Annotated in this window: 13 protein-coding genes; 7 read left to right on the top strand and 6 right to left on the bottom strand. The window is 67.2% G+C overall.

Annotated elements, in window-relative coordinates:
- Positions 1-5 precede the first annotated feature (5 nt).
- On the top strand, positions 6-419 hold the full coding sequence (locus A5636_RS09840; protein ID WP_065158452.1) for a DUF3151 domain-containing protein: 414 nt from the start codon (positions 6-8) through the stop codon (positions 417-419).
- Here the strand turns inward: A5636_RS09840 and A5636_RS09835 are convergent.
- The 3 genes from A5636_RS09835 to A5636_RS09825 form a co-directional block, all read right to left on the bottom strand.
- On the bottom strand, positions 416-1,309 hold the full coding sequence (locus A5636_RS09835) for a cation diffusion facilitator family transporter (protein WP_065158451.1): 894 nt from the start codon (positions 1,307-1,309) through the stop codon (positions 416-418). The two genes, A5636_RS09840 and A5636_RS09835, sit on opposite strands and share 4 nt — an antisense overlap.
- A gap of 185 nt (positions 1,310-1,494) precedes the next feature.
- The gene (locus A5636_RS09830) at positions 1,495-2,247 is read right to left on the bottom strand and encodes a site-2 protease family protein (RefSeq protein WP_065158450.1); all 753 of its coding nucleotides are present in this window, start codon (positions 2,245-2,247) and stop codon (positions 1,495-1,497) included.
- A 9-nt stretch (positions 2,248-2,256) separates the two neighbouring features.
- Complete coding sequence (locus A5636_RS09825; RefSeq protein ID WP_065158449.1) at positions 2,257-2,898, bottom strand: peptidase M50; 642 nt, start codon at positions 2,896-2,898, stop codon at positions 2,257-2,259.
- 88 nt (positions 2,899-2,986) lie between these two features.
- Between A5636_RS09825 and A5636_RS09820 the strand changes: the two genes are divergently transcribed.
- Both A5636_RS09820 and A5636_RS09815 read left to right on the top strand, forming a co-directional pair.
- On the top strand, positions 2,987-4,285 hold the full coding sequence (locus A5636_RS09820) for an adenylosuccinate synthase (protein ID WP_065158448.1): 1,299 nt from the start codon (positions 2,987-2,989) through the stop codon (positions 4,283-4,285).
- Between the two features lie 14 nt (positions 4,286-4,299).
- On the top strand, positions 4,300-4,944 hold the full coding sequence (locus A5636_RS09815) for a PaaI family thioesterase (RefSeq protein ID WP_155763735.1): 645 nt from the start codon (positions 4,300-4,302) through the stop codon (positions 4,942-4,944).
- Here A5636_RS09815 and A5636_RS09810 read toward each other — a convergent pair.
- Positions 4,941-6,218: a PPE family protein gene (locus A5636_RS09810; protein WP_065158446.1), complete on the bottom strand. Its 1,278-nt coding sequence runs from the start codon at positions 6,216-6,218 to the stop codon at positions 4,941-4,943. The genes A5636_RS09815 and A5636_RS09810 overlap by 4 nt on opposite strands.
- A gap of 223 nt (positions 6,219-6,441) precedes the next feature.
- Here A5636_RS09810 and purT point away from each other — a divergent pair, with 223 nt between their 5' ends.
- The 3 genes from purT to A5636_RS09795 are packed head-to-tail and all read left to right on the top strand — an operon-like array spanning position 6,442 to position 9,279.
- Positions 6,442-7,605 carry a formate-dependent phosphoribosylglycinamide formyltransferase gene (purT, locus tag A5636_RS09805; protein ID WP_253900555.1) on the top strand — a complete coding sequence of 388 codons (1,164 nt, stop codon included), beginning with the start codon at positions 6,442-6,444 and terminating at the stop codon, positions 7,603-7,605.
- Positions 7,602-8,018, top strand: coding sequence for a rhodanese-like domain-containing protein (locus A5636_RS09800; protein ID WP_065158444.1), 417 nt, complete (start codon positions 7,602-7,604; stop codon positions 8,016-8,018). Before purT ends, A5636_RS09800 begins: the two co-directional genes overlap by 4 nt.
- A 28-nt stretch (positions 8,019-8,046) precedes the next feature.
- The gene (locus A5636_RS09795) at positions 8,047-9,279 is read left to right on the top strand and encodes an O-succinylhomoserine sulfhydrylase (RefSeq protein WP_065158443.1); all 1,233 of its coding nucleotides are present in this window, start codon (positions 8,047-8,049) and stop codon (positions 9,277-9,279) included.
- On the opposite strand, the gene A5636_RS09790 is transcribed toward A5636_RS09795, so the two are convergent.
- Entirely contained in the window at positions 9,276-10,706 is a 1,431-nt protein-coding gene (locus tag A5636_RS09790; protein ID WP_065158442.1) for an NAD(P)/FAD-dependent oxidoreductase, read from the bottom strand. The two genes, A5636_RS09795 and A5636_RS09790, sit on opposite strands and share 4 nt — an antisense overlap.
- 96 nt (positions 10,707-10,802) lie before the next feature.
- Complete coding sequence (locus tag A5636_RS26075) at positions 10,803-11,297, bottom strand: hypothetical protein (RefSeq protein ID WP_155763731.1); 495 nt, start codon at positions 11,295-11,297, stop codon at positions 10,803-10,805.
- 413 nt (positions 11,298-11,710) lie between these two features.
- On the opposite strand from A5636_RS26075, the gene A5636_RS09780 reads away from it, so the two are divergent.
- A partial coding sequence (locus A5636_RS09780) for a 13E12 repeat family protein (RefSeq protein ID WP_155763730.1) occupies positions 11,711-12,724 on the top strand: 1,014 nt, incomplete at its 3' end.

The following is a 12,724-nucleotide window of genomic DNA, read 5'->3' as shown; positions in this document are numbered from 1 at the left end:
GAGCCATGAGGCCGACCGGCGATCTTCTGGGACCTGATCCGATCCTGCTACCCGGCGACAGCGAGGTCGAGGCCGCGCTGCTCGCCGGCGAAAACCCCGGCATCGTCGCCGCCGCGCACCCGTCGGCGTCGCTGGCCTGGGCGACGCTCGCCGAGGAGGCGCTGGCTGACGACCGCGCCATCACGGCCTACGCGTATGCCCGCACCGGCTACCACCGGGGGCTGGACCAGTTGCGCCGCAACGGTTGGCGCGGCTTCGGCCCGGTGCCTTTCGCGCACGAGCCCAACCGGGGGTTTCTGCGGTGCGTGGCGTCGCTGGCACGGGCAGCGGACGCGATCGGGGAGACCGATGAGTACCAGCGTTGCCTGGACCTGCTCGACGACTGCGATCCCGAGGCCCGGTCGGCGCTGGGTCTTTAGAACGTTTCTTCGCAGTGCCCGTCCGGACAGTCCACCTGGACGGTGGCATGGGCCAGGCCGCGAGCCGACAGCACCGCACGTGCGTCGCTCAGCACCTGGGCAGAGTCGCGGTCGCTGGTCAAGTGCGCGGTGACCACGTCCTTGCCCGGCGACAGCGTCCACACGTGCAGGTCGTGCACGTCTGTGACGCCGTCGACGTCGCTCAACGCTGATCGCAGCTCCTCCACGTCGATGTGTGCAGGCGAAGATTCGGACAATATCCGCAGCGCGGCTCTGGCCAGTGCGATCGCCCTGGGCAGTACCCACAGCGCGACCAGCACCGCCACCACCACATCGGCGTAGGGCCAGCGGGTAGTGACGGTCACGATGCCGGCGATCAGGACCCCGACGCTGCCGACGGTGTCGGCGACGACTTCCATGTAGGCGCCCTTTACCGCCAAGCTCTCGTCCGAATGCGACCGCAGCAGCATCGCCACCAGGAAATTGGCGCCCACACCGGCCAGTGCCACCACGATCATCGGGACGCCGGGCACCGCAGGCGCTCCGTCGAGCCGGTCGACCGCCTCGTAGAGGATGAACAGCGCCACTCCGACGAGCAGGGCCGCGTTGGCCACTGCGGTGAATACCTCGGCGCGGTGCCACCCGTAGGTCCGATCCGGTGACGAGCTGCCGCGGCGGGCCAACACCACGGCGGCCAACCCCATGAACACCGCGACCACGTCGGTGAGCATGTGGCCCGCGTCGGCCAGTAGCGCTATCGAGTTGATCAACAGTGCGGTGGTCAGCTCGATGACGAAGAACGTCCCCAGGATGACTGCCGCGCCGATCATCCGCGGAATCATCCGCGACGCGTCCGCCTCCGCGGGAGTGTGACTGTGCCCGGCACCCATGCGCAGTAATATATGCATAGAGTCGCATATATCGCAATAGTTGGGTTCCAGCCGGTGCGCGCCTGGCGCCCGCTCCCCGTCTTCTGCCCCCCGCTCGCCGCTCGCCGCTCGCCGACACTGCCACCACGCACCCGACACGCCGCTCGGCGTGTGCCTGCATGCAGTTTCGACGAAACCACTCGCCGTCAGAACCAGGCGCCCCAGAATCGGGTCAACGCGGCGCCGGCCATCGACAGTCGGGGCGCCACCCCGGACAGCTCGTAGAGCCAGTACACCGCCCCGAAGAAATACCGGTTCAGCCCCGGCGCCAGCAGCACAACCAGCAGCACGAACACGCCGAACTGCCTGGCCGGCGCCAACGCGCGCTGGGTCTGCGGGCTCAGATGCGGCTCGACGGCGTCATAGCCGTCCAGCCCCGGGATCGGCAACAGGTTCAGCACCACCGCGGTGATCTGCAGGAATCCCAAGAACGCGAGCCCAGCCGCGAACACCAGGTGCGCCGGATCGTAGGCCAGCCGAACGGCGGTCAGCAGCAGCACGGCCAGCACCAAATTGGCTGCCGGACCGGCCAGGCTCACCAGCGTCCGGCGCGCGGGCGTCATGAAACCCGTATGCAGGTAGACCGCCGCGCCGGGCAGGCCGATGCCGCCCAGCGCGATGAACACCATCGGGAGCACCAACGACAGCGCGAGGTGGCTGTAGCGCCGCGGGTCCAGGGTGAGGTAGCCGCGCACCTCGACGTCACGGTCACCGAAGCGCCACGCCGTGTAGGCATGCCCGAACTCGTGCAGGCACAACGACACCAGCCAACCGGCGATGACGAAGATGAACACCCCGGCGTAGGCCAGCGGGCGCACCACCGACCCCGCCGCCCAGGCCAGTGCCGCGCCGGCGGCCGTCAGACCGACCAGGCCAAGGAAGATCGGGCTGGGCCGCACTGGTCGAAACTACCGAACCAGTAGCCACCCTTCGACGTTGCGGTAGAACGACGATCGGCGGACCGGCCGGGCGAGGGCGACGCCGTCGCGCACCACTGCAGCACCCGTCGTGCCCAGCTGCGCGGCGCGCCCGCTGACCCAGCGAGGCCAGCGGCGCGCCAGGGCCGCCCGCAGTCCCGGCAGCGCCGACGTCGGTTCGATCCAGACGGCCGCCACGTCGCCGTCGAACAGCACCGTGTCGTCGACGACCGCCTCGCCGTGAATCGAGCGTGAATCGTCAGCCGGCAACCATGCGGCGCGTCCGACGATCGCCGTCCCGGTTTCGTCGCGGATCAACGGCACTCGATGCGCGGACCCGCGGCGGGCGCGCCGCGCGGCGCGTAAGCCCGACGGCAATCGGTAGGTCCTGGTGGCCCGGGTACGGCGAGGCGGCACATACGCCACTTCGACGTCGAGACGGTCGCTGCGCAGCAGCCGAGTCAGCACCGCGGCCAGATCGGAGTCGGAGCCGACCACGACGAGTCGGCGATAAGGCCCCGGAACATCGGCGAGGTCGTGCGACACGGTGGGCAGGCCGCCCAACGGGCGCGGCAGGCTCGCCTCGCCGAACAGCAAAACCGCCACGCCGGAAGCCGTCTCCGCCGCATTCATGACACTCCTCGGGCACCGCTGGGTAGGGTAGGTCACCGGCTGGACCACAATAAGCGGCCCAACCTGCGAGACGAGTTGGGAGCACGTCATGCCGGCAGTCGTCCTGATCGGCGCCCAGTGGGGCGACGAGGGCAAAGGTAAGGCCACGGATCTGCTCGGTGGACGAGTGCAGTGGGTGGTCCGCTACCAGGGCGGCAACAACGCCGGGCACACGGTCGTGCTGCCCAGCGGCGAGAACTTCGCTTTGCATCTGATCCCGTCGGGGGTGCTGACGCCCGGGGTCACCAACGTCATCGGCAACGGCGTCGTGATCGATCCCGGCGTGCTCCTCGACGAGCTGAAAGGGCTGGAAGATCGCGGCGTCGACACCTCGAAGCTGCTGATCTCCGCCGATGCACACCTGCTGATGCCGTACCACGTGGCCATCGACAAGGTCACCGAGCGCTACATGGGCAGCAAGAAGATCGGCACCACCGGGCGGGGCATCGGGCCGTGCTACCAGGACAAGATTGCCCGGATGGGCATCCGGGCCGCGGACGTGCTGGATCCCACGCAGCTGGCACACAAGATCGAGGCGGCGCTAGAGCTCAAGAACCAGATCCTGGTCAAGATCTACAACCGCAAGGCACTCGAGCCCGAACAGGTCGTGGAGTCGCTGCTGCAGCAGGCCGAGGGCTTCAAGCACCGCATCGCCGACACGCGCCTGCTGCTCAACACCGCGCTGGAGGCCGGTGAAACGGTGTTGCTGGAAGGGTCGCAGGGCACGTTGCTCGACGTCGACCATGGCACCTATCCGTATGTCACCTCGTCGAATCCGACCGCCGGGGGCGCGGCCGTCGGCTCCGGCATCGGCCCCACCCGGATCACCACGGTGTTGGGGATTTTGAAGGCCTACACCACTCGCGTCGGTTCCGGTCCGTTCCCGACCGAGCTGTTCGACGAGAACGGCGAGTTCCTGTCCAAGACGGGCGGCGAGTTCGGCGTCACCACCGGCCGGCGCCGGCGGTGCGGTTGGTTCGACGCTGTTATCGCGCGGTATGCCACCCGGGTCAACGGCATCACCGACTACTTCCTGACCAAGCTCGATGTGTTGTCCACCCTGGAGACGGTGCCGGTCTGCGTCGGCTACAAGATCGACGGCAAACAAACCCCGGAAATGCCGATGACCCAGAGCCTGCTGTGCCGCGCCGAGCCGGTTTACGAAGAGCTGCCGGGGTGGTGGGAAGACATCTCCGGGGCACGGGAGTTCGACGACTTGCCGGCCAAGGCGCGCGACTACGTACTGCGGCTGGAAGAGCTTGCGGGAGCGCATGTTTCGTGCATCGGCGTGGGTCCGGGCCGGGATCAGACCATCGTGCGACGGGATATCCTGCAGGCGCGCCGGTGACGCATTACTCCGCCATACAGCCGGGCGAGTTCGACCCCAGAAGCGAAGACCCGGACTACGAGCACCACGGCGGGTTCCCGGAATACGGCGCGGCGGATCCAGGTCCGGGTTTCGGCAAGTTTGTGACGAATATGCGACGGCTGCAGGACCTGGCGGTGTCCGCTGATCCCGGTGACGAGGTCTGGGACGAGGCGGCCCAGCGAGCAGCCGCCCTGGTGGAGCTGCTGGCCCCGTTCGAAGCGCCCGAAGGCGCGGCGCCGGCCGGGCGAACCCCGGATCTGCCGGGGATGGGCAGCCTGTTGATGCCGCCCTGGATCCTGACGCGCTACGAACCGGATGGTGTCGAGATGAAGGGGCATTTCAGCCGGTTTCATGTAGGCGGCAACTCGGCGGTGCACGGCGGTGTGCTGCCGCTGCTGTTTGACCACGTGTTCGGCACGATCTCGCATGTGTCCGGACGACCGATCAGCCGGACGGCGTTTTTGCACGTCGACTACCGCAAGATCACCCCGATCGATACGCCACTGGTGATCCGCGGACGCATGACCCGCACTGAAGGCCGCAAGGCGTTTGTCTCCGCCGAACTGGTGGACGGCGACGAGGCGGTGCTGGCCGAGGGCAACGGCCTGATGGTGCAGCTGTTGCCCGGACAGCCTTAGCCCTGATTCGGATCCGGGGGCACCACGATGATGGTCGCACCCGGGATCGCCGCCAGCGTCGCGGCGAGGTTCGCCACCACTCCTGGCGGGAGCCCGGCGGGCAACCCTGGGAAGTTCGCGGCGGTCGCGGCCGCCGGGATGGACGGGGTGTTGGCGGCGGGCCGGGTCGCCGCGGCGCCAGCACCGCTGGCCGCGGGGGCCGCCTGCGTCGGGGTCGCCGACGAATTGGCGCGTGCCGCCAGGCCGGCCAGGCCCGTTCCGGCCAGCCCGGCTGCCGCCAGGCCGGTGTAGCCGCCGTCCGACGCACCGGTCATCACGAGCGGAGTCGTGCCCGGGAACAGCGCGGCGACCTGGCGTGCCGCCGGGGGCATGTACCAGCTCTGCGGCACCGAAAGCGCGCCGACATTGGCGGATTGACCGGCGAGCGCGGCGGCCCGTGCCCCCGCGCCCCGCACCGCAAATTGATCCCGGCCGGCGAAGGTCTGCCCGGTCGTGGCGATTTCGCCCTCGCCGAGTTCTTCTTCTTCCAGCTCGTTTCCCTTTTCGAGTTCTTCTTCCTGGATTTCGTCGCTGCGAACCTCTTCGCTGAATTGCCCCAATGCCACGATCAAGCTCGCACCCGCCAGACCCGCGGTGGCGAGCACCAGCAGGTCGAGGTCCTCGAAGGGAGTCGGTAAGGGAATGACGGGCGCTGCCGGCGCCGCGGCGGCGGGGGACGCTTCGCTGGCCAGTACCACCGGGTCCGTGGACCCGGGCGGCGGGCTGAACGGCGCCAACTGAGCAGCCGCTTCGGAGCTACCGGCGTAGCCTTCCATCGCGACGACGTCCTGGGCCCACATCTCGCCGTAGTCCGCTTCGTTGGTAGCGATGGCCGGCGTGTTCTGGCCGAAGATGTTGCTACGGGCCAACGAGATGACGGTGCTGCGGTTGGTTGCGATGGCTACCGGCGGGACGGTCGCCGCATAGGCGGTTTCGTAGGCGTTTGCCGCGGCCAGCGCCTGCGCCGCGGCGTGCTCGGCCTGGGCCGCGGTAGCCCGCATCCAGGTCACATACGGAGCCACCGCGGCCGCCATCGAAATCGACGACGGACCCAACCACTCCTGGCTGGCGAGCCCTGCGATCACGGTTGCATAGGACTCCGCGGTGGCATTCAGTTCGCTGGCCAGGCCTTCCCAGGCGGTGGCGGCTTCGATCAGCGGAGCCGACCCAGGGCCGGAATAGATCCTGGCCGAATTGATCTCGGGCGGTAGCGCACCGTACTCCCTGTCCAGCACGCGCTGTGCCCCCTCGGCTCGGTCGTCACGGCACGCGCGCGTTTCTCGTCGTCGAGACAGCACGGTGCCGGTTTGCAAATTTTCACAAGAGTTTCACAGATGTTCATGCACAGAGTCCAGCCGCGTGGTTTCTGCCGTCCGCCCATATCCTGGAACGGTGACTGACGACCACGAGCGTCCGGCGGATCTCGAAGAAGGCACGACGGCGCTGTCGGTCGGAGAGATTGCTGCGCCGCAGGAACCAGCCGAGACCGGGGGCGACGTCGGACCACGGGTGCTGATGCTCGGGTCGAACGAGGCGGGCGAAGAGCTCACGGTTGCCTTGCAGCGTTTAGGCGCTGAGGTGATCACCGCGGACGCGGCCACGCGCGGCGACGCCGACGAGCTCGCAGCGGTGGTACAGAGGCTGCAACCGGATTTCGTGGTGACGCTTCCCGGGGCTGTGGACGCGGTTTCGATCGAGGGCCTCCAAGCGCTGGACACCGAGCTGGTCCCCAGTGCCCGCGGCGTGCGACTCTGCGCGGACCCGGAAGCGTTGCGCCGATTGGCGGCCGACGAACTCGGCCTGCCGACCGCGCCGTTCTGGTTCGTCGAATCGCTCGCCGAACTCGAGGCAGTGGCCGCTCACGCCGGCTTCCCGCTGGTGGTCAAGTCGGTTACCGGGGCAAATCGCGGGGTCGTTAGCGAGCCCGGCGAGGTCGCTGCGGCCTGGGAACGCGCGACGGCAGGTGGAGCCGGCCGGGTCTGGGCCGAGACGGTGGTCGATGTCGAGTTTCTGGTCACTCTGATCGTGGTTCGCGGTGCGGGCACGTCCGGCCAGGCCATCGAATTCTGCTCACCGATCGGTCACCCCAGCGGCGACGCTGACGCGCCGGAGTTCTGGCAACCGCAAGAGATGACCACAGCGGCGCTCGACGCCGCGAAATCGATAGCCGCGCGCATCGTGAAGGCGCTGGACGGGCGTGGCGTCTACAGCGTGGAACTGATGATCAACGGCGACGAAGTCTATTTTTCGGAGGTCACTGCTGGTTTATCCGACAGTGCCTGGGTCACGCTGCGCAGCCAGCGCCTTTCGGCATTCGAGTTGCAGGCCCGGACCGTCCTGGGAGTAGCGGTAGACACCATGATGGTCTCCCCGGGCGCCGTCCGGGTCATCGAGCAGGGGGCGACTCGGCGGGGTGTGGCCCCGAGTGGTGACGCGCTGACCGCTGCGCTCGCGGTGCCCGAGAGCGATCTTCGGGTGTTCGGCTCGACCGTCGGCGAGCAACCCGGTGCTGCCTCGGGCAGCTGGGGCGTGGCGCTGGCCACGGCACCCGACGTGACCACCGCGCGCGACCGCGCCCGAGAGGTCGCGTCGCGGCTGGATGTGCGAGACTCACGCGGGTGAGCTACGCAGGAGATATCACGCCTCTCGAGGCGTGGAAATTGCTGACGGACAACCCTCAGGCCGTGCTGGTGGACGTGCGCACCGACGCCGAATGGCGCTTCGTGGGGGTGCCCGATCTGTCCAGCCTCGGGCGCGACGTGGTCTACATCGAGTGGAACCGGTCCAACGGACAGCACAACGACAATTTCCTCGCGCAATTGCAGGACAAGCTGCCCGCCACCGAGGGGGAGCGGCCAGTGGTGTTCCTGTGCCGTTCGGGAAACCGATCCATCGGTGCGGCTGAAGTAGCCACCGAGGCAGGCATCACGCCGGCATACAACGTGCTGGACGGCTTCGAAGGTCAGCTCGGTGGTCACGGTCACCGCGGGGACACGGGGTGGCGAGCGGTGGGGCTGCCTTGGAAACAAGGCTAGTAGCAGGGCTAGTAACAGGTCCGCAGGGATGACCGGTCCAAACTCAATTCGCACCTACAACCCGCTCCCGGAAGGCGTCGACCAGGCGACCATCGGGGTGCGCGGGGGACTGACGCGTTCGGGGTTCGAGGAGACCGCCGAGGCGCTGTTCATGTCGTCCGGCTACGTCTACCCGTCCGCATCCGTCGCCGAGCAGTCGTTCACCGGCGAGGTGGACCACTACGTCTACTCCCGCTATGGCAATCCGACCGTGAGCATGTTCCAGGAGCGGCTGCGTCTGATCGAGGGTGCTCCGGCCGCTTTCGCGACGGCAAGCGGGATGGCAGCGGTGTTCGTTTCGCTAGGGGCCCTACTGGGTGCCGGCGATCGTTTGGTCGCGGCGCGCAGCCTTTTCGGTTCCTGTTTCGTGGTGTGCAACGAGATCCTGCCGCGTTGGGGCGTCGAAACCGTTTTCGTCGACGGCGACGACCTGGAGCAGTGGGAGCGGGCGCTGTCGGTGCCCACCCAGGCCGTCTTCTTCGAGACGCCGTCCAATCCGATGCAGTCGCTCGTCGACATCGCGGCCGTCACCGAACTGGCCCACGCTGCCGGGGCGAAAGTGGTGCTGGACAACGTCTTTGCCACGCCATTGCTGCAACAGGGTTTTCCGCTCGGCGTCGACGTGGTGGTGTACTCGGGTACCAAGCACATCGATGGCCAGGGCCGAGTACTGGGCGGGGCCATCCTCGGCGACCAGGAGTACATCGATGGTCCGGTGCAAAAGCTGATGCGGCACACCGGCCCGGCAATGAGCGCGTTCAACGCCTGGATCATGTTGAAAGGCCTTGAGACGCTGGCGGTTCGGGTCAACCACAGCAATGCCTCGGCGCAGCGCATCGCCGAATTCCTGGAGGACCACGCCGCGGTGCGCTGGGTTCGCTACCCGTTCCTGCCGTCACATCCGCAGCATGATCTGGCCAAGCGCCAAATGACCGGCGGCGGAACGGTTGTCACGTTCGAGCTGGAAAGCGGCCAGAACGGCCGCGAAGACACAGCGAAACGACGCGCCTTCGAGGTGCTGGACAAGCTGCGGCTGATCGACATCTCCAACAACCTCGGCGACACCAAGTCGCTGGTCACCCATCCGGCCACCACGACGCACCGGGCGATGGGTCCCGAGGGGCGTGCCGCCATCGGGCTCGGTGACGGCGTGGTCCGGATCTCCGTCGGCCTGGAAGGCACCGACGATCTGATCGCCGATATCGACCAGGCCCTGAGCTAACCGGCTTTCTGCTCCGCCTTTTCCGCCTGCTCGGCGGCGGCCAATGCGCCCTGGCTCTCGTTAGGTGAGAGACCCTGGCTTTCTTCCATCCACTTGGTCACCACGCGCGCGTAGATCATCTGACTGGTGATGGCCATCTGCCCACGAGTCCGCCCCAAGAAAGAGATCACCCAGGAGAACAGTGCGGCGATCCGGTTCCGGTGGCCGACCAGGTATGCAAGGTGCAGCACCAGCCATGCCAGCCAGGCGATGAAACCGCCGAACTCCAGCTTGCCGACCTGTGCGACGGCGCTGTACCGCGAGACCGTCGCCATGCTGCCTTTGTTGAAGTAGTTGAACGGCTCGCGATTGGCCGGGTCGTCTTTGCCCTTGACCATGTTCTTGATCACCTTGGTGGCATAGTGCGCACCCTGGATTGCTCCCTGAGCCATGCCGGGCACGTCCGGCACCGATGCGAGGTCACCGATGACGAAGACGTTGGGGTGGCCCTTGACGGTCAGGTCGGGCTCCACGACAACCCGTCCGGCGCGATCGGTCTCGGTTCCGTCGGACTGTTCCGCGACCATCTTGCCCAGCTTGCTCGCCTGGACGCCCGCCGCCCAGACTTTGACCGCGCATTCGATGCGGCGTTCGCCTTTGTCCTTTTCCTTGATGGTGATGCCCTTGTAGTCGACGGCGGTCACCATCGCGTTGAGCTGGATCTCGACATCCATCTTTTCCAACCGCCGTTGCGCTTTACCGCCCAACTTCTCGCCCATCGGCGGCAGCACCAGAGGAGCGGCATCGACCAGGACGACGCGGCACTCGCTGGGCTTGATGGTGCGGAAGGCGCCGGCCAGGGTGCGTTCGGCAAGTTCGACGATCTGGCCCGCCACCTCGACGCCGGTTGGTCCGGCGCCTACCACCACGAAGGTCAGACGACGTTCCCGCTCGGCAGCGTCGGTGCTCACCTCAGCGGCCTCGAATGCGCCCAGGATGCGGCCCCGCAGCTCCAGAGCGTCGTCGATGGTCTTCATGCCGGGCGCGAACGTCGCGAATTCGTCGTTTCCGAAGTAGGACTGCTGCGAGCCGGCGGCCACGATCAGACTGTCGTAGGGAGTCACGGTCTCCATGTCCATCAACTTGGACGTGACCGTACGGCCGTGCAGATCAATTTCGTTGACCTCGCCGAGCAACACCCGCACATTCTTTTGCCTGCGCAGGATCAGGCGGGTGGTCGGGGCGATGTCGCCCTCGGACAGGATGCCCGTGGCCACCTGGTACAGCAGCGGCTGGAACAGGTGGGTGGTGGTTTTCGAGATCAGGGTGATGTCGACATCGGCGCGCTTGAGTTTTCGGGCCGCATTCAAGCCGCCGAATCCGCTTCCGATGATGACGACGTGGTGGCGCTTGGTGGCAGTCTCAGGCTCGTTGGATGGGTGCGACATACTTCTCCCCTTCTGGGTCCGTCTGATCTCACTCTCTCAGCAGCGCATACCCACCCTATGACTCAGTTAGCCGAACGTCTTTAGCCTTCTCTGTTGTTACTCGGTCAGCGCCTTGAATGAATCAATGGCTGCCGCCACCGCCACCACCACCGCCGCTGCCACCGCTACTGCCGCCACCGCCGCTACTGCCACCGCTGCTGCCACCGCTACTGCCACCGCCGCCGCTGCTGCCTCCGCTACTGCCGCCGCTGCTGCCGCCGCTACTGCCGCCGCTGCTGCTGCCACCGCCGCCAATGCTTCCGCCGCCACCGCTTGGCGCACCGCCACCCGGCGCACCGCCGCCGCCGCTCGGCCCACCGCCGATGCTGCCGCCGCCCCCAGGACCGCCCGCAGCACCCCCGGGACCACCCGGAGCGCCTCCGGGGCCACCCGGAGCACCCGGAACTCCCCCGGGACCGCCCGGCGCACCCTCGGGACCACCTGGCGCACCCCCGGGACCGCCCGGCGCACCCGGCGCTCCGCTGGGCCCACCCGGCGCACCGCCAGGAGTTCCACCAGGTCCGCCCGGGTACCCGGGTCCATCCGAACCATAGGGCTTCCCAGGCTGGCCGGGATAGGGGTGGTGTTCGGGTACGACGGGTCCGGGAACGAGCACGTTCGGGTCGGGGATGAGGTTCGGGTCGGCCGCCTGTGGGTTGTCGTGACAGGCAAACGGGTTCAGATTCGCACCCCATCCCGGGTCCCAGAAATCACCTGGGCACCAATGCGGGGGCGGTCCAGGCTGCGCCTGAGCCGCTCCCACGCCGAACAACCCGATACCTACGACGATTGCCGTCGTCGTCACTGCGACGCGTGCGAAATTGTCCATATGGACTTTTTACTTAGGCTAACTGTGTAAGGTCCTGTGAATTGCTCGTAGGTCCCTGTGGTTGTGACCCAACCGGCTCGGACCTGCGAATTTCTCACGAATCAGAATGTCGGTGCCGTGAGGTAATATCGAATGTATGTTCGAAACAGAGCATGGGTTGTCGGCCGAGGAGAAGCTCGCCCGATTCCGGGAGTGGATGGACGCGGTGATCGATCACCGGGAAGGGCTCAGCGCTACCACCGCGGAGTCCGCTGCTTGGGTAGCGCATATCCAGTCGGCCGCGCGGGTGCAGAACCAGGCCGCTGCAATGGAATTGGTCGCGGTCGGGCAACTGTTCAGCTACCGCCTGTCCCGCAGTGCAGAGACCGAGGGATGGGCCATCGACACGATGGCGGCGGTCGCAGCGGAGGTGGCTGCGGGCCTAAAGATCAGCCAGGGGTTGGGTCAGTCGAAAGTGCGCTATGCGCGGGCGATGCGGGAGCGCTTGCCCAAGGTGGCCCAGGTATTTGTAGCCGGCGATATCAACTTTTCGGCGTTCGCCACCATCGTGTGCCACACCGACCTGATCACGGACGACGACGCAATGGCCCGTGTCGATGAGCGCATCGCCGTCAATGTGACGCGTTGGCCTTCGCTGACCCCGGCGCGTTTGGCGAGGAAAGTCGATGCGATCGTGGCCCGAATCGATCTCGACGCGGTGCACCGCCGCCGCAAGAATCACAAAGACCGCGAGATTTACATCAGTGCGGACTGTGAGGGCACCTCGGAAATCCATGGCAGTCTGGCGAGTCCTGACGCACGTGCCTTGGACGCCAAGCTGTCCGCGCTGGCGGCTTCTGTGTGCCCGCACGATCCGCGCACCCGCGATCAACGCCGTGCCGACGCCCTAGGTGCGCTGGCCGCCGGGGGCGGCCGGCTGGATTGTCGCTGCGGGCGCCTGGACTGCACTGCAGCGCAGGTAAAGCCGGTATCGCCGGTCGTCATCCACGTCATCGCCGAGCAGTCCACGCTCAACGGCACTGGTACCGCCCCGGCTGCCGAGATCGGCGCCGACGGCCTTATCACCCCGGACCTGCTGGCCGAACTCGCCCAGTCCGCCAAACTCGTGCCGCTGATCCACCCCGGATACAGCCCAGCAGAACCGCAGTAC

Origin of the sequence: Mycobacterium asiaticum (genome assembly GCF_001673315.1) — a bacterium.
GTDB classification, from domain to species: Bacteria; Actinomycetota; Actinomycetes; order Mycobacteriales; family Mycobacteriaceae; genus Mycobacterium; species Mycobacterium asiaticum_B.
The sequence above is the reverse complement of the archived record's forward strand: the minus strand, read 5'-3'. Positions and strand labels throughout refer to the sequence as shown.

Coding starts and splice junctions, on each gene's coding strand:
- A5636_RS09820 (WP_065158448.1), top strand. CDS start 2,987: ATGCCGGCAGTCGTCCTGATCGGCGCCCAGTGGGGCGACGAGGGCAAA.
- A5636_RS09825 (WP_065158449.1), bottom strand. CDS start 2,898: ATGAATGCGGCGGAGACGGCTTCCGGCGTGGCGGTTTTGCTGTTCGGC.
- A5636_RS09795 (WP_065158443.1), top strand. CDS start 8,047: ATGACCGGTCCAAACTCAATTCGCACCTACAACCCGCTCCCGGAAGGC.
- A5636_RS09835 (WP_065158451.1), bottom strand. CDS start 1,309: ATGGGTGCCGGGCACAGTCACACTCCCGCGGAGGCGGACGCGTCGCGG.
- A5636_RS26075 (WP_155763731.1), bottom strand. CDS start 11,297: ATGGTTCGGATGGACCCGGGTACCCGGGCGGACCTGGTGGAACTCCTG.
- A5636_RS09840 (WP_065158452.1), top strand. CDS start 6: ATGAGGCCGACCGGCGATCTTCTGGGACCTGATCCGATCCTGCTACCC.
- A5636_RS09790 (WP_065158442.1), bottom strand. CDS start 10,706: ATGTCGCACCCATCCAACGAGCCTGAGACTGCCACCAAGCGCCACCAC.